The sequence below is a fragment of the Bacillus cereus group sp. BceL062 genome, from assembly GCF_051780025.1.
Taxonomy (GTDB): domain Bacteria; phylum Bacillota; class Bacilli; order Bacillales; family Bacillaceae_G; genus Bacillus_A; species Bacillus_A toyonensis.
This window is the reverse complement of record NZ_JBPWGY010000003.1, coordinates 340,360-356,878: the sequence shown is the minus strand read 5'-3', so window position 1 is coordinate 356,878 and position 16,519 is coordinate 340,360. Positions and strand designations below refer to the sequence as shown.

Below are 16,519 nucleotides of genomic sequence, written 5' to 3'. Positions count from 1 at the left end.
TTTAGAGAATGGAAACGGTGGTTGTCTAAGAAAGCATAGTATATGGTAGAAAAACATATTTTTAAAATAAAAGAAACCAATTGCATAACTGGTAAGTATATTAAGAGTAGTATGAAAAAATAGATTGATAGAGAAAGAGGAGGAGATTTACATTACTACAACCGTTATCTCTCATTTTTATAATGAAGAGTATTTATTACCATGGTGGCTTATTCATCATACGAAACTGTTTGATCATGGCATTTTAATTAATAAAGGTTCTACAGATCGTTCAGTCGAAATTTGTAAGAAGTTCGCACCGCATTGGGAAGTACGAGATTCTGTAAATCCAGAGTTTGATGCATTTGCGACAGATCATGAAGTGATGAGGGTAGAACAAGAAGTAAAAGGATGGAAAATGATTTTAAATACGACTGAGTTTCTTTGTGTGCAAGATAAAAATCAGTTTTGGAAATCGCTAAATGAATTGGGAGGGAGGATGTATTGGCTGGAAGGGCTTATTATGGTTGATGATCCTAACTATAATTATCCGGACCTTAACTTTGGAATCCCTTTAATGAAACAGCGATTTCACGGTTATTTACCAGAAGATTGGCCGTTATGGAGAAGAGGTAGATTTATTCATAATCATGAACACGGAAGTTATACGGTTGGAAGACATTTATCAGCGCATGAATCTATGATCTATCCGCCTCTTGCTTGTATATTATGGTTTGGGTTTAGTCCGTGGAACGATGCGATGAGAAAGAGAAAGTTACAAATTGGTCCGACGCTTTCTGAAGCTAGTAAGCATGGAGGAATGGGAACGCACCATATTATTACGCCGGAAAAATTAGAAGAATGGTATAAGGATTTAGCGAGAGGAACGCAAGATTTACGTTTTAGTGCTGCATATCGGTATGTTTTTGTATAAATGATTCCCACCATAAAATTGTTTCTTCAATTCCTGTATTTAAATCGTATGTTGGTTTCCAGTTTACTTCAGTTGTTAAACGTTCCACATTCACGCCGACGAATAAAGGTTCATCTTTAGGAAAAGGGATAGCGCCTAGTTTAATTAAATTTTCTTTTCCTATTTTTTTAGCAATGATAGAAGCTAATTCTTTAATTTGTACAGAGTTACCAGAAGCGATATTGATTGTGCCTGTAACGTTGCAGTTTAATAATGTGACAAGAGCGTTAGCGACGTCACCCACATGGAGGAAATCTCTTGATTGTTTTCCATGTGTACATAGAGCTTCCTCGTTTTTTAATAAAGAAGTGATAATGTTAGAAATGAGTCGATTGCCGTGCTCATGAGGGCCATACATATGAAAAATTCGTCCCCAACATACGCTGAGGCTGGTTTGTTGTGCATACGAATGTAACCAGGAGTGTAGTGCATTTTTACATAATGAATACGGGTTTTTATAGGAAAGAAGCGGAGAATCTTCAAATAGAATACCGTTAAACCACTCGTACTCTGCGCCAGTACCTGCTACAACGACACGTTTTCCACCGCATGCTGTAAAGTGTTGAATCAATGAGATACTGGACTTTAGCCAATAGAAATTATTAATGGATACGTAGCATGCAGGAGGAACCGCTTCCCAAGCTAAATGAATGAGGTCGCTAGGCTTAATGTCTGAAATAAATTGTTTTACTTCGTCATCACAAAGCAAGTTTACTTTATGCCAATGGCAGGAAAGGTGAGACGGTTTATTTCTATTATATGTGGCGTGAACTTCATACCCTTTTTGTATAAGGGAATGTACAACATATTTACCTATCCATCCACTACCACCTGTTACAAGGATCTTCTTCATGGTTCAATCACCTCAACTTCTGGAACAGTTACTAAAAATTTGCCACCCCATTCACGAATGAAAGAGCATTCCTTCATAATTTCGTCTTTCAAATTCCAAGGAAGTATGAGAATGTAATCTGGTTTTGTACGTTTAATTTCTTCTGGAGACTTTATTGGAATACGAGTTCCTGGTAAAAGGAGATTTTGTTTGTGAGGATTTTTATCTACTGTATACGCTAGAAATTCTTTACCTATCCCGCAATAATTCAAAAGGGTGTTTCCTTTAGCTGGAGCGCCGTAGCCGATAATTTGTTTGTTTAAAGCTTTCGCTTCAATAAAAAACTTTAAAATATTTATTTTCAATTGTTCCACTCGTTTAGAAAAAAGGAGATAGCAATCTAATGTATCTAGCCCGTGATCTACTTCTTTTTGGATTAAATTTGTAACATTGGAATGGATAGTTGATTGGGCGCTTAGATGTTTTATGAAAATACGCAATGAACCACCGTGAGTTGAAAGTTCTTCTACATCAACAATTTGTAAATGATGATGAGCTAAAATTTTTTGAAGGCTTATAAGTGAGAAGTAGGAGAAGTGCTCATGATAGATAGTATCGAACTGCTTAAAGGATATAAGGTTTAATAGGTGGGGGAATTCAATTGTTATCGTACCATCTCGTTTTAATAATGTTTTTAGGCCAGCGACAAAATCATGCAAGTTCGGAACGTGTGCTAGTACGTTATTTGCGACGATTAAATCAGCTTGTGGTAATTTTTTTGCTAAGTCGTTACTGAAAAAGTTCACATTTGTAGGAATTCCTTTTTGAATTGCGATTGTTGCTACATTTTTTGCTGGCTCAATTCCTAACGTATTGATGTTTTCTTTAAGAAAGTATTGCAATAAATACCCATCGTTACTTGCGATTTCAATTACCTGCGAATTTTTCGTTAAATGGAATCGCTCAATTGCCATTTCTACGTATTGTTTGGCATGCTGTAGCCAACTTGAGGAATAAGAACTGAAGTATAAATAATCATGGAAAATATTATTAGGCGATTCAAATTCATCTAATTGCACAAGTAAACAAGAATTACAAACAAATGTGTGCAGCGGATAAAAAGGTTCCATTTTATATGAGTTTTTTGGAGCTATAAATGAGTTGGCGAGAGGGGAGACGCCTAAATCTAAAAACGTATTTGTTAGTAATGAGTGGCAAAAACGGCATTCTTTCTGTTCCATTTTATAGCCCCCTTATAAATTTTTGAATGCTTCGATTTGTTGTCGTGTGAACGATTCTATATTTTCACCGGATGCATGTTTTTCGTACCATTCAACGGTCCAAGTGATAGCAGTTTCTGTTGATAGCTTAGGAGTCCAGCCTAGTTTATTTACTGCTTTTGTACTATCGAGTGTTAAAATAGGTGATTCATAAGGAGTATTTATAGTGGGAGAAAGTATTGTTAATGGTTTATTCCATAATTTTATTACAGATTGAATGACATCATGGACGGTTCTGTTAGCCTCGTTAATTGGTCCGAAATTCCATGCTTCTGCATACTCTTTATGCTTCCAAAGTTTCTCAGCTAAAAGGATATATCCATGTAAAGGATCCAAAACATGTTGCCACGGTCGGATAGCATTTTTGTTTCGAATACTTAAAGGATGGTCTTGTAAATATGCACGAATGATATCTGGGAATAAGCGATTTTCTGCCCAATCACCACCACCGATGACATTGCCTGCCCTTACTGAGGCGAGTGAAAGGGTGTTCGTGTGAAAAAAAGATTTTTGATACGATGTTGCAACTAATTCAGCACAAGCTTTACTAGCACTGTATGGATCATAGCCCCCTAAACGGTCGGATTCTACAAATGCTCGATTACCGCTCCCATCATTCTCATAACATTTATCGCTTGTCACATTAATAATGAGACGTACGCTTTCGACGTACTTTGCTACTTCTAGTACGTGAACAGTACCTAAAACATTCGTTTTAAATGTTTCAATAGGATCTTTGTATGAAGTGGTGACGATTGGTTGAGCTGCTAAATGAAATATAATGTCGGGTTTATGTTGCCCAATGGCATGTAATAAAGAATCGTAATCTGTAATATCTCCTTTCATTGTTGTGCACTCTTTCGCTAAGTTACATTGTTCAAAAAGGTTAGGGATGGATGGAGGATGAGAAGAATAGCCGATTACTTCTGCGCCTAAAGAAGTTAAAAAAAGGGTGAGCCATGAGCCTTTAAAGCCAGTATGTCCTGTAATAAATACTTTTTTCTTATTCCAAAAAGATGATGAAGTCATATTACCAGACCTTCCATGGAGCGTTATTATTTTCCCATAGCTCGACTAATTTATTCTTATCACGTAATGTATCCATTGGATGCCAAAAACCAGTATGTTGAAATGCTGCCAGTTCATTTTTGTTGACTAACTGAACTAAAGTTTCGGTTTCAAAAACAGACTTATCTCCACTAATGTAATTGAAAATATCATGATTTAAAACAAAAAAACCACCGTTAACCCATCCACCATCACCTAGTGGTTTCTCTTGAAAGGATGTGACAGATTGTTTATTTAAAACGAGAGAACCAAATCTACCAGGAGGTTGTACGGCAGTAACAGTAGCCATTTTTCCATGTTTTTTATGAAATGCAATCAGTTCTTTTATATTTACATTACTTAATCCATCGCCATAAGTGAGGCAGAAAGGTTCGTCTCCGACATAGTTTTGAATCTTTTTCACTCGTCCACCCGTTTCGGTATTAAGACCAGTATCGATTAATGTAACTTTCCATGGTTCTACACGATGAGAGTGGCTAGTAATTGTGTTATCGCTTAAATGTATTGTGAAATCGGACATGTGTAAGTTGTAATTTAGAAAGAACTCTTTAATTGCATATCCTTTATAGCCTAAGCAAATAATAAACTCAGTAATCCCGTAATGACTATACAAACTCATAATGTGCCATAGAATAGGTTTCGTTCCAATTTCAATCATAGGTTTTGGTTTTAAATGTGTTTCTTCCCCAATTCTTGTACCGTACCCACCAGCAAGAATAACAGCTTTCATTTTTTCCTCCTAAAATAAAAATTTATTATATATACAGTATTCATATTTTATGCAAATGAGATTGTTTTTGATTAAACGGATGAAATTGTGTGAGATGATGACAAGGCAGAAAACATTAAGGTTTGAACTTTGGAAATAATTCTTGATATTCAGGATTATTACGGAGGTCTTGTGTTACGTTACTAAGTTCTAAAAAACGGGTTTCCAATTCTTCAGGAGATTGACCGTAATGTGTTTGAAGTCCCATTTGAATACCCATTTTTGAAAGGGTAGGTGTAATTTGTAATTTTCTTGCCTTGGATTGTTCATTCCAAGGGCTAAAATAAAATTTTAAAATAAATGAAGGGTAGTCATAAACTATATTCCCGTGCCGTGAATAATGTCTACCAGGTAAATATGCACCATCTAGATGATTATGAATAAATCTCCAAGCACACCCGAGTTTTGGGTTATAAGGGAAGACACCGTGGTATCGTTGTTCTACTAATGGGATAGAATATCTTGGCTTTGAATAATTGTAAATATGACTATCTATCATTAAAATCATTCTAATCGCATACATATTTTGTCCTAGTGTATGAAGAGATGAGAAAAACTCTTCTTTATTATTACAACAAAAGAACTCTGTAGTATTTAAAACGATTTTCCAACCTGAAACTTCTCTTTCAATTTCCATCACTTCAATATCAGTATTAGTTGGATCAAACTCAAGAAATCTGGAGTCTCGCACTTCCCAGTGGGGTGCGAGTAGTTTACAAATCTCTACGGAACGATCAGTAGAACCTCTATTAATTAAAATGCCGTGATCGAATATTTTTGTGTGATGCATAAGCCACCATGGGAGTAAATACTCTTCGTTATAAAAATGAGAAATGATAGTCCTTTTTATGTCAATCTCCTCCTATACAGGCAATCATTATTAGTAGGATATGCTTTTAAATAAGAAAGGTTAAAAGGTGTGGGCTATATAGTGATTAGGTAATAGTTTAGTAATTTTATTGTATAGCCGTAAATTACGGGTGTAATAGTAGGTGGATCTTGTAAGTTTGTATAAATTGTCAACAACAAACCGTCACGTTTGACTGTACAGTTTATGTGTTGTATGATTGTAGTAATATAAACAAGGGGGGAAGATCGTTGGGAAGGTGTATCGAATCGGACAGTTGGCTCTCATGGCTCACGTGTCGAAACGAACGATTGATTATTATACGAATCTAGGTATCTTGAAAGCGGAGCGATCTCAATCTAATTATCGCTATTACGACGAAACAGCATTTGAGACATTACAATTTATTGAGAAGTGCAAAGAAATGCATATGCCGCTTTGTGAGATTAAAGAGAAAATCGAGGAGAAGAAGAAGCTGCTCGGTATCAATGAACACGTTTCGAAACAAGTGAATGAAGTGACAGACCATATTCATCGATTAGAAGCAGAGTTAACAGAGTTAAAGCCGCTTTTAGATGGATTGACTGATTCACAACGTGAAAAAATATCGAAATCTTTATCATGTCAAACGACAGCTTTAATACAGACACTTGCTCTATTATTATAGAATAAGTGAAATCCGACCTCTTTAATTTTTGTATCGGGCTATGTTTTCTAACGAACAAATAAGAAAACATTATAGTATACAGGAGGTGGACACCTTAGTTTTTTAACTAAGGGGATTCATTGGAAATATTTAATTTAGTCATGGTTGCGATTTTAATCGCATTTACTGGATTTTTCGTAGCAGCAGAGTTTGCGATTGTAAAAGTACGTTCAAGTCGTATTGATCAGCTTGTTGCGGAAGGGAAACGCGGTGCTTTAGCAGCGAAAAAGGTAACAACAAATTTAGATGAATATTTATCTGCTTGTCAATTAGGTATTACAGTTACAGCTATGGGATTAGGTTGGTTAGGTGAACCGACAATCGAAAAGTTATTACACCCGTTATTTGAGAAATGGAACATAAACCCTTCTATCTCATCAGTATTAACTTTTGGTCTTGCTTTTATGCTAATGACATATTTACACGTTGTAGTTGGAGAATTAGCTCCGAAAACGATGGCAATTCAAAAGGCTGAAAAAGTAACGTTGTTATTGGCGGCGCCGTTAATGATGTTCTATAAAATCATGTATCCATTTATTTGGGTATTGAACGGCTCAGCTCGTGTTGTAACTGGCTTATTCGGTTTAAAACCAGCTTCAGAACATGAAGTAGCTCATACAGAAGAAGAATTACGCCTTATCCTTTCAGAGAGTTACGAAAGTGGCGAAATTAATCAAGCTGAATACAAGTATGTAAATAACATTTTTGAATTTGATAATCGTATTGCAAAAGAGATTATGGTACCGCGAACAGAAATCGTTGGTTTCTACCTTGAAGATTCAGTAGAACAACACATGAAAGTAATCCAAAATGAGCGATATACACGTTATCCGATTTTTGGAGAAGATAAAGATGATATTATCGGTATGGTCAATGTAAAAGATTTCTTTATTCGATATATGACCGAGGATCAAAAAGATTTATCATCAATTCGCTCGTATATGCGTCCGATTATTGAAGTGATGGAAACGACTCCAATTCACGATTTATTACTGCAAATGCAGAAAAAGCGAATTCCGATGGCTGTTTTATATGATGAGTACGGAGGAACAGCAGGAATTGTAACGCTTGAAGACATTTTGGAGGAAATCGTCGGCGAAATTCGTGACGAATATGATGAAGATGAAGCACCACCAATTCAACATGTGAACGAGTACCATAAAATTGTTGATGGAAAAGTGCTTATCTCAGAAGTAAAAGATCTGTTTGGATTACACATTGAAGAAGAAGATGTGGATACAATCGGTGGATGGATTATGATGCAAAATCATGAAATTGAAGAAGGACAACATGTTGAAGCAGAAGGTTATGAATTTAAAGTGTTAGAAAAAGACGCTTATCAAATTAAACGTGTTGAAATTCGCAAAATGGATTATGAACAAGAAGAAGAGAAAGCAGCAACTGTGTAAGTTGCTGCTTTTCTTCTAAAGTATAAAAAATGAGGAATTAGGAGCGGATATTTTGATTCAAGTAGCCTTACGTGTATATCGATTACAATTGTATGCGATCTTTAGTGGTTTACTACTTATGTGGACGATTACTCCGTTTGGAAAACAAGTGACAGGGTTCGGTATTGGATTAGCTGTAAGTGCATACTGTCTTTGGTTATTAGCTCGTAGAGTGGAGAAACTAGGAAGAAGTATCGTACTGAAAGAAAAGGCCCCTGGATTAGGGGTTTTAAACCGATTTGCAGCTGCAATTTTAGGGGCTATCATTATGTATGAAATTGAGCATGAAATGGAAATGTGGGCATTTGGTACAGGTATTTTAGGTGGTCACTTTTTAATGATTGCGAATTTAGCTTATGCAAATATACAGTTAGTAAAGGAAGAAGAGAAGCGAAGAGAAAAGGCTTCTAAAAACATAGAGCTATAATAAAAGGGGCCTAATGGGGTTCCTTTTTTATTTAAGCGAGTGAATGACAGGAATCAAATTAACGACAAATATAATACGCTTCTTTTTTCGGTTTTTCAATAGTACGAAAAATAATTTGAAAAAATTTAAAAACCCATCGATTTCTAAAGCTTATGTATGTTATCATGACAAAAGACTTTTTGAAAGAGGTGGATACCAATGTTACAAGCGTTACTTATTTTTGTGCTTCAAATTATATATGTTCCAGTATTAACAATCCGAACGATTTTGCTTGTAAAGAATCAAACAAGATCCGCTGCTGGTGTAGGATTGTTAGAAGGAGCTATTTACATTGTCAGTTTAGGGATTGTGTTTCAAGATTTATCAAATTGGATGAACATCGTTGCCTATGTCATCGGCTTTAGTGCGGGACTATTATTAGGCGGTTATATAGAGAATAAATTAGCAATTGGATATATTACGTATCAAGTTAGTTTACTAGACCGTTGTAATGAATTAGTAGATGAATTACGTCACTGTGGATTTGGCGTTACAGTATTTGAGGGTGAAGGAATTAATTCTATACGTTATCGCTTAGATATCGTTGCAAAGCGCTCTAGAGAGAAAGAACTTTTAGAAATTATTAATGAAATTGCACCGAAAGCGTTTATGTCTTCTTATGAAATCCGTTCGTTTAAAGGCGGATATTTAACGAAGGCGATGAAGAAGAGAGCGTTGTTGAAGAAGAAGAAAGGCGATCATGCATCGTAAAAAGGGAATAGTGCCGCTTTAAAAGCACGGCATAATCACATATGTAAAAGAGAGGAATCGAATTAGATTCCTCTCTTTTTTATAAAAAGTATGTATCTGTTAATTTAAAAAACTAAATCGTATAATTGTTTTTTCTACTAACCCTCAAATTAATGATTAGCCATATAACTTGAATAAATATCGGTATGATAAACGCGATTAATAAAACAATAAGTGATATTGATTTAATTTCGGATGTTTGAGTAACACCAGCACCATTGACATCTCGTAGCCAAATAATAGCTGCCCACACTCCAAAAAGGATAATCCAAAATATGTTACCAATCCACCAAGAAATCCATCGTTTTTTTCATGTTAGCACCCCTTACATTTACCCTCTGTTAAAAGTATATTTTCGTACGTTACATTTATAATGAAATAACTCTAAAATTAATTTTTTTTAACTGTATATCTAACTTGCTTAAAAGTTATCATCTCTCCATCTTTATTATCATCCTTAGTCTGCAAAAGTTGAACTTTTGGCTTGTAGTCTGTCCTATGAGCATCATTGATACCTGTAATATCAAGTTTGTAGGATTCACTATTCTTTATTTTTTGTTCCAATACTTTTTTATTAGCGACATAAATAAAAGTTACTTTATTTTCATCAATACCTTCCGTCTTAATTTTTAATTCATTATCTTTTGTTGTAATCGTTGGTGTTAATAATTCCATACTTCCGTTTCCGGTTTCTAAAGAATTTTCTGCTATAGTTGAACATCCTGATAATATGATTCCGATGAATAGAAGAACAATTAATTTCTTTTTCATAACATCCCCCAATTTCAAGTGATTTTTGATTTTGGCATTGCTAGACTGCTAGTGTGGAGCGTAAATGTTTAGCTAGTACTTATTTTAATTGTACCATAATATGTAAAATGCAACAGGGTGTATATCCAGTTTAAGAGAGATTGAAAAGTTTACTTATTGTTGTAAATCAGTATTTTTACAGTAGATATATATTTTCTTTCGAAAGCGGTGTTGTTAAAATCATTACGAATTGGATATCCAAATATATGATGAAATGTAGATAGGAGAAAGAACTTAATACGAAGTGAACTTATTTTTTATGGAAATTAAAATTGTTACATTTTAAAATAATAATATGGAATAGATGAATTCATTCACTTCGGAGGTAGTTACTTGAACATTAACGAGAAAGCAATTGAAATGTTTGAACAAAATGAATATGAGAAAGCAATGGAACTATTTCAACGAGCGGTACATGAATCTAGAGGTGTACAATCTCTCAATAATCTTGCTTGGATGTACTTTTATGAGGAAGAGAATGATGATAAAGCTCTTGAATTAATAAAAGAAGTTGTTAAGTTGAATCCTTCCTCATACTTTCCTTATAACATCTTAGGGGAAATTTACATAAAACAAAAAAAGTGGGAAGAAGCGAAAGAAGTATTACAAAAGTCTATTTCGATTCAACCATCCAATGAAGCATATCACAATGTAGCTGTAGCTCATTATAACCTTGGAGAGCTGGAAAAAGCTTCGGAATTTTTCTTGCGAGTTGCAGGGGATTCGGACATTATAATGTATAACTATGTAAAATGTTTAATTGATTTAGGGCGAACGACAGAAGCGAAAGAGAAGTTAGATGCTTTTAACAGGGAATCTGATAATTTTGTAGGGGAAATTAATGTAGCAGATTTATATGTTGAGTTGAATTGCTATAAAGAAGCAATTGAATGGTTCGAAAAGGGATACAAAGAATATTGGAAAAGCCCAAATTGGATGGGTAGATTTGTTTATGCTCTATATAAAGCTAATAATTTCACGCGTATAAATGAAGTTATACGGGAATCTATCGAAGCGAAAACAGCAGAAATAGAAGATGTTCAGAATGAAGAAGTAGAAGAAAACTGGACAGAAAACGATAAGAAAGAGTTAATTGAGGAATATACAGAAGAGAATAATTGTTATAAAACAATGATAGAACGTATCAAATCTGGATACGTTCCAGGATTAGAATTTGAAACTGATTATATAGGGGCTTGCTATTTATTTGGTTGTAAAAGACATAATCATCTTGAATATGAAAAATAAAAAGATTCGACTGTCACATATGATGGTCGAATTTTTTTATTATAGGTCGCTTGTCTAAAGGTACCATCTCAATTGTAATGTGTTAAAGATGTTTTGTATCATTACATAAATATATTATCCTCTTTAGAGACCCCTTTTTTAATGTTTAAAATATGTAGTGAAATAAAACCAATAAGTCCTATTCCGCCGAAAATAAGCCATGGTGTATACATTCCGTTTAAGTTGGATGTAAAAGATGTACCGGTATAATTACCGATGATAAAACCAAATGCGAGTGATAGTTGATAGAATCCGAAGTAAGTAGCTGTATATGATTCGTTACTGTAATTTGCAATAGCGATATCAGCGTTAGGTAATACGAGTGTTTCACCAATTGTAAATAAAATTACACAAATAAATAACCAATAGGGGTGCTGGAATAAAGGGATGAGTAAAAAGGAAATGCCCATTAATAAAATACCGTATTTAATAATCGACAGCGTGTTGTATTTGTGAAATAGTTTTCGAAATAACACCATAAATATAACGCCTGTTATTGCATTTATCGTAATAATGAGTGTAGCAAGCTGGTTGCTATTACTAATGTTTTTCATATGAAGTGGAAGTGCGACAGTAAGCTGAGTAAACATAATATAGAAGAAAATCATGATAAATGAAAACAGAAGAAAAGGCTTGTTTTGTAAGATAGCCTGTATGCCCAATGTAATAGATGTGTTTTCAGTAGTGACTTGGAAGTGATTTTTAAGTAAGTAAAAGATAAAAGCGAATAACAGCATAAGTGATCCTGTTAGAAAGAAAGCATAGATGGGATCGAGTAAGAGTAAGAATCCTCCTGCAATCGGTCCAATTATTGCACCGCAATTAAAACTAAGGTTTAAATATGTAAATAAATTTTTTCTCATATGAGCTGGTTGTGAGCCAAATATAGCGCGAGCAGCAGGTTCGTAAAATGCAGTTCCGAAGCCAATAAGTGCAGAAGAAATAGAAATTGTATAGAAATCAGAACATATTCCTAAAGCGATAAATCCGATTCCTCTTAAAAATAATCCGGCTATCATCATAATGATATAGCCGATTTTGTCAGCAATTAATCCTGAGAATAAAGGGATAACTCGTGATGTAATTGTCATAATCGTCAACACGGTTCCTACTTGAATAGCTGAAAAATGAAGAAAGGTTAATAGATAAATAGCTAAAAATGCGTATACTGCAAAATATCCAAAAGACATAAAAAATGAAGAAATAAGCATGAAACGTATCGGTATTGAGAAACTTTTCATAGAACGCCTCCTAATTATGTAACCAATAAAACTAATTGATGGTTAACTATTTTATATTATAATTATACATAAAGTCAGAAAAAAGTAAATTTTAAGAAGAAGGTGAATGGAATTGAATCAGAACGCACCACATGAATTAGAATATATTCGAGAATTTTTAAATACATGGAGAATACCAAACGATACGAGAGAAGCAATTGATTTGCTGCAAACAGAAGAGGATATAAAGCTTTTTATGAAAGAATATTTTCATGAAGAGCTTCCATTTCATACGATAGAGGAATTAAAAAGTTTTCGAGAAGATATTCGGGTGGCAATTGAAGGCGGAGAATCATTGCAAAAGTGGTTAGAGAAATACCCATTTCATGTACATGTAAAGGAAGATATGAAAAGTGTTACATATGAACCGGTGCAAGAAGAGAATGTGTATACAAAAGTATTGAGTATTGTGTTAACGGCGATTCAAGAAAAGTTGTGGGGAAAGTTAAAGGCCTGTCCAGATTGTCGTTGGGTATTTTATGATCATTCGCGAAATGGAAGTAAAAGATGGTGCGGTATGTATGCTGGGGATGAAGGAGGAAGAGCTTGTGGTACAATTGCGAAAGTGAAAAATTACCGGGCGAAGAGAAAAGGGCGATCTGGTTATGATATGTAATTAATATTAGAGAAAGCAAAATGGATGGGGGAATGTAGAATATGAAAGGTACGCAAATGTTAGCTTTAAATAAAAAGTGTTGGGATACAGTTGCACCTTATTTCTTTCAAGTGGATTGTTTACCGAAATATGGACCGTATACGGCGTCTGAAGATGAGATTCATTTGTTCGATTCAATTAAAGATAAAAAGGTACTTAATATTGGATGTGGAAGTGGGCATTCGTTGTAATATATGGCGGAACAAGGGGCAGAGGAATTATGGGGGCTTGATCTTTCGAGTGCACAAATTGAAATAGCGAATAAGGCGTTAAAGGATTGGAATCCAAAGTTAATATGCGGAGCAATGGAAGAGGAAGGAAATATTCCGAAAGGGTATTTTGATATTGTATATTCCATTTATGCATTAGGTTGGACTTCGGATTTAAGAAAAACGTTGGAACTGATTTATTCATATGTAAAGCCAGGAGGAAGTTTTATTTTTAGTTGGGAGCACCCAGTATATTCAAACTTACAGTATGGTACAGAAGAAGTTGCTATAAAGTCTTCTTATCATGAGGAAATGCCTATTACGTTTGAAACATTTAAAGGAGAAGAAGTACAAGAAACATTATATAAGAGGAAAATAAGCACATACATAAATGAGTTAAATAGAGCGGGATTTATAATTGAGAGAATAGAAGAGCCTGAACCGTCAAGTATATTAGATGAAGAAATAGCTGAACCTTCTACGAAATATTATTCTTAATATAAAGCTAGAATGGTGCCAACTACTTTATTGTGAAGGCAAGAAAATGTAAAATACAGCGCACACTTTTTTTAGTGTGCGCTGTATTTTGTTAAAGATCAGTACTTATCTTTTTGGTTGAAAAATATGTTGGAAAAAGTATTTGTGATGTAAGTTATCTACAACTTTATTTGCTTGATATGTGCGGTGTTGTTCGAGTCGAAGTCTTTGCTCCATCATTTTTATTGCGTGATCAGATAAACGTAACATAATACATCTCTCCTTTTCTATAAATATAGGTCTCTAAAATGATATCGATTCCAGATTTTATAGTTAAGGAGGTATACTGTGTAACATAGGCAAAAAGCACCTTCCTCTCCCATTACGCTTACGAGGTTAGCTGTCGGACTCGGGAAGTGAGAGTATCCCTACTTAAAAAAGATTCGCCCCAAGTAGCATTGCTACAAAAATGGTTCCCCCGCTCCAAAATTTGGACTCAGCAAAAGGTATTATAAAGTAAAAGATAACATAAATAAACTAATGAGTCAAACTATTTTATGTTTTCTGTCTCTTTAGTTGTGTAAGAATCATACGATCGGTAATTGTTATATCGGTTACTTCAATGAAACCGTGTTTTTTATATAGTGCAATAGCAGGAGTATTCGCTTTACCTGTTTGTACAATATATGCCATGGAAGAAGGGAACATGTTAAATATATAAATTAAGAGTTTCGTTGCAATTCCTTTTTGAAAAAAATCAGGCGATACAACTAGTCGGTGAATATCAATTAGCTGTTCTTCTTGCATAAAAGAAATAAAGCCGACAAGTTTATTTTCAGAAAAATATCCATAGAATGTTTCACCGCAATTTTGAATATCGTTTACAGTATCATATAAACGGGGGATTGCAGCACTGTTTAAATAATCTGCTTCAACTTTATAAGATGGAATTTGAACTTGTAAAATGGATGATGCAACTTCAAAAGAAGTGGCATTTAACTTAAGAATCATAGATAGTGAAGCCTCCTTTGAATATGGTATATTAATATAATTGATTTTTGGGTAAGTTTGACAATGATTTTCTTTTTTGCATATAATATATGTATCTCCTTACATATATTACTCTTTCGTTTGTTTCTATAGTAGAATATGGTTAGTGTAAATGAATTTGTAATCTTATATAAGGGTTTTGCTACTCTTGTATTTGAGCATACAGACTATAATAGAAATGGAGGACTAAAGATGGGATGGATTATCACATTAATAGTTGGTGCTATTATAGGTGCAATTGCTAGTTCTATAACAGGTAAAAATTTCCCAGGCGGTATGTTCGGAAATATTATCGCAGGTTTATTAGGTGCTTCGTTAGGTGGTAGATTATTTGGATCGTTTGGGCCATCATTTGGTGGAATTCATGTCGTGCCAGCATTATTAGGAGCAATCGTATTAATTCTTATTGTATCATTTGTAGTGAAAGCTGCAAGGAAATAAAGATATAGATAATGATGAAAAGCCCTGAGTAAGGGCTTTTCATCATTCAAAGAGGTGGTTTCATTGGAAAAAGTAAATATAAGAAAAAGAGACAAGTTAAAAAAGTTTTTTAGGGAACAAAATTATTTAGCAGTGTTACTTGGATTTGCATTATTGTTCATTAACATATTATTGCTAACAAAAATTTCTTTCGTTTTTACTCCGTTTATCGTCTTTTTAAAAACAATATTCTTCCCGGTATTATTAGCCGGAGTGCTATTTTATATCTTGCACCCATTCGTTTCACTTTTAGAAAAGAAAGGTGTTTCAAGAATCGTATCGATAGCCTCGATATATTTAATAGTACTAGGATTATTTGTGTTTTTAGTTGTAACGGTTATCCCTATTATTAAAGATCAAATTGATGCATTAATAGATAACTTACCGTATTTCGGTCATGAAATCGAACGAGCAGCACGTAGATTTGGGGAAAGTAATTTACTTGGTAAAATTCAGGAGAATTTAAATATTGATGTAGCGAATATAGTAAAAGACTATACAGTTGATTTTACAAAGTCATTATCATCAGTGACTGGAAATGTAACTGGATTTTTAAGTACACTTACAGAAGTTGTTTTAACCTTTGTCATGGTTCCGTTTATATTGTTCTATCTATTAAAAGATGGTGAACAATTACCGAATCACTTTTTGAAGTTTATTTCAGAGCAAAGACAACCGGCAGCAATGAGAATACTAGATGATATGCATTATGCGATTAGTTCGTATATAAGAGGGCAAATTATCGTTAGCTTGTTTATCGGTATCATGCTATTAATTGGCTATCTTATTATTGGTATTAAATATGCGGTATTACTTGCTATTTTAGCGATGATTGTAAATATCGTTCCGTACGTAGGTCCAGTTATTGCAATAACTCCAGCGTTAATTATCGCATTTATTGACTCGCCAGGAATGGTTTTAAAGGTAATTATCGTTATGATGGTTGTGCAATTAGCAGAAGGTAAGTTTATCTCCCCGCAAGTAATGGGGAAAAAGCTAGATATCCATCCAATTACAATAATCTTTATCATTTTAACTGCCGGTAACTTATTCGGTATTATGGGGATAGTTTTAGCAATTCCAGGATATGCGATATTAAAAGTGTTAGTTACACATGGTTATAGATTTGTAAAATTGAATACGTAAAAAAAGA

The 16,519-nt window shown here is 34.2% G+C and carries 17 protein-coding genes, 2 pseudogenes and 1 riboswitch; of the genes and pseudogenes, 10 read left to right on the top strand and 9 right to left on the bottom strand.

Features of this window, described 5'->3' with window-relative positions; translation table 11 throughout:
• Positions 1-124: 124 nt before the first annotated feature.
• Entirely contained in the window at positions 125-913 is a 789-nt protein-coding gene (locus tag ACS2MN_RS10115) for a glycosyltransferase family 2 protein (RefSeq protein ID WP_098139784.1), read from the top strand.
• On the opposite strand, the gene ACS2MN_RS10110 is transcribed toward ACS2MN_RS10115, so the two are convergent.
• The 5 genes from ACS2MN_RS10110 to ACS2MN_RS10090 form a co-directional block, all read right to left on the bottom strand.
• The gene (locus tag ACS2MN_RS10110) at positions 882-1,805 is read right to left on the bottom strand and encodes an NAD-dependent epimerase/dehydratase family protein (protein WP_000723098.1); all 924 of its coding nucleotides are present in this window, start codon (positions 1,803-1,805) and stop codon (positions 882-884) included. The two genes, ACS2MN_RS10115 and ACS2MN_RS10110, sit on opposite strands and share 32 nt — an antisense overlap.
• Complete coding sequence (locus ACS2MN_RS10105) at positions 1,802-3,025, bottom strand: class I SAM-dependent methyltransferase (RefSeq protein ID WP_087950385.1); 1,224 nt, start codon at positions 3,023-3,025, stop codon at positions 1,802-1,804. Before ACS2MN_RS10105 ends, ACS2MN_RS10110 begins: the two co-directional genes overlap by 4 nt.
• Before the next feature lie 12 nt (positions 3,026-3,037).
• Positions 3,038-4,093 (bottom strand): CDP-glucose 4,6-dehydratase, encoded by a 1,056-nt coding sequence (gene rfbG / locus ACS2MN_RS10100; protein ID WP_000204566.1) that lies wholly within the window; start codon positions 4,091-4,093, stop codon positions 3,038-3,040.
• A 1-nt stretch (position 4,094) separates the two neighbouring features.
• The gene (gene rfbF / locus ACS2MN_RS10095) at positions 4,095-4,862 is read right to left on the bottom strand and encodes a glucose-1-phosphate cytidylyltransferase (protein ID WP_000648795.1); all 768 of its coding nucleotides are present in this window, start codon (positions 4,860-4,862) and stop codon (positions 4,095-4,097) included.
• A gap of 115 nt (positions 4,863-4,977) precedes the next feature.
• Complete coding sequence (locus tag ACS2MN_RS10090; RefSeq protein WP_000546526.1) at positions 4,978-5,691, bottom strand: hypothetical protein; 714 nt, start codon at positions 5,689-5,691, stop codon at positions 4,978-4,980.
• A gap of 343 nt (positions 5,692-6,034) precedes the next feature.
• On the opposite strand from ACS2MN_RS10090, the gene ACS2MN_RS10085 reads away from it, so the two are divergent.
• The 4 genes from ACS2MN_RS10085 to ACS2MN_RS10070 all read left to right on the top strand — a co-directional run bounded on the left by ACS2MN_RS10085 (position 6,035) and on the right by ACS2MN_RS10070 (position 9,079).
• Positions 6,035-6,415: a MerR family transcriptional regulator gene (locus ACS2MN_RS10085; RefSeq protein WP_002044232.1), complete on the top strand. Its 381-nt coding sequence runs from the start codon at positions 6,035-6,037 to the stop codon at positions 6,413-6,415.
• A gap of 119 nt (positions 6,416-6,534) precedes the next feature.
• The gene (locus ACS2MN_RS10080; protein WP_043322100.1) at positions 6,535-7,863 is read left to right on the top strand and encodes a hemolysin family protein; all 1,329 of its coding nucleotides are present in this window, start codon (positions 6,535-6,537) and stop codon (positions 7,861-7,863) included.
• A 52-nt stretch (positions 7,864-7,915) separates the two neighbouring features.
• Positions 7,916-8,329, top strand: coding sequence for an ATP synthase subunit I (locus tag ACS2MN_RS10075; protein WP_000616830.1), 414 nt, complete (start codon positions 7,916-7,918; stop codon positions 8,327-8,329).
• 198 nt (positions 8,330-8,527) lie between these two features.
• Entirely contained in the window at positions 8,528-9,079 is a 552-nt protein-coding gene (locus tag ACS2MN_RS10070) for a DUF2179 domain-containing protein (protein WP_000938449.1), read from the top strand.
• Between the two features lie 112 nt (positions 9,080-9,191).
• Here ACS2MN_RS10070 and ACS2MN_RS10065 read toward each other — a convergent pair whose 3' ends face one another.
• A complete protein-coding gene (locus ACS2MN_RS10065; RefSeq protein WP_438894693.1) occupies positions 9,192-9,416 on the bottom strand; it encodes a DUF3923 family protein in 225 nt (74 codons plus the stop codon).
• Between the two features lie 92 nt (positions 9,417-9,508).
• Positions 9,509-9,889: a hypothetical protein gene (locus ACS2MN_RS10060; protein ID WP_103591428.1), complete on the bottom strand. Its 381-nt coding sequence runs from the start codon at positions 9,887-9,889 to the stop codon at positions 9,509-9,511.
• 372 nt (positions 9,890-10,261) lie between these two features.
• Between ACS2MN_RS10060 and ACS2MN_RS10055 the strand changes: the two genes are divergently transcribed.
• Complete coding sequence (locus ACS2MN_RS10055) at positions 10,262-11,176, top strand: tetratricopeptide repeat protein (protein WP_001024441.1); 915 nt, start codon at positions 10,262-10,264, stop codon at positions 11,174-11,176.
• 82 nt (positions 11,177-11,258) lie between these two features.
• On the opposite strand, the pseudogene ACS2MN_RS10050 reads toward ACS2MN_RS10055, so the two are convergent.
• Positions 11,259-12,456: pseudogene (locus ACS2MN_RS10050) on the bottom strand (MDR family MFS transporter).
• A 112-nt stretch (positions 12,457-12,568) separates the two neighbouring features.
• On the opposite strand from ACS2MN_RS10050, the gene ACS2MN_RS10045 reads away from it, so the two are divergent.
• On the top strand, positions 12,569-13,111 hold the full coding sequence (locus ACS2MN_RS10045) for a CGNR zinc finger domain-containing protein (protein ID WP_043323067.1): 543 nt from the start codon (positions 12,569-12,571) through the stop codon (positions 13,109-13,111).
• A gap of 41 nt (positions 13,112-13,152) precedes the next feature.
• Positions 13,153-13,857, top strand: a pseudogene (locus ACS2MN_RS10040) (class I SAM-dependent methyltransferase).
• A gap of 348 nt (positions 13,858-14,205) precedes the next feature.
• Positions 14,206-14,348: riboswitch (cyclic di-AMP (ydaO/yuaA leader) on the bottom strand.
• A 43-nt stretch (positions 14,349-14,391) separates the two neighbouring features.
• Here the strand turns inward: ACS2MN_RS10040 and ACS2MN_RS10035 are convergent.
• Complete coding sequence (locus ACS2MN_RS10035; protein WP_098709502.1) at positions 14,392-14,847, bottom strand: GNAT family N-acetyltransferase; 456 nt, start codon at positions 14,845-14,847, stop codon at positions 14,392-14,394.
• A gap of 231 nt (positions 14,848-15,078) precedes the next feature.
• Here ACS2MN_RS10035 and ACS2MN_RS10030 point away from each other — a divergent pair, with 231 nt between their 5' ends.
• Both ACS2MN_RS10030 and ACS2MN_RS10025 read left to right on the top strand, forming a co-directional pair.
• A complete protein-coding gene (locus ACS2MN_RS10030) occupies positions 15,079-15,327 on the top strand; it encodes a GlsB/YeaQ/YmgE family stress response membrane protein (protein ID WP_000539733.1) in 249 nt (82 codons plus the stop codon).
• 63 nt (positions 15,328-15,390) lie between these two features.
• Positions 15,391-16,512 carry an AI-2E family transporter gene (locus ACS2MN_RS10025; RefSeq protein WP_000416922.1) on the top strand — a complete coding sequence of 374 codons (1,122 nt, stop codon included), beginning with the start codon at positions 15,391-15,393 and terminating at the stop codon, positions 16,510-16,512.
• Positions 16,513-16,519: the final 7 nt, after the last annotated feature.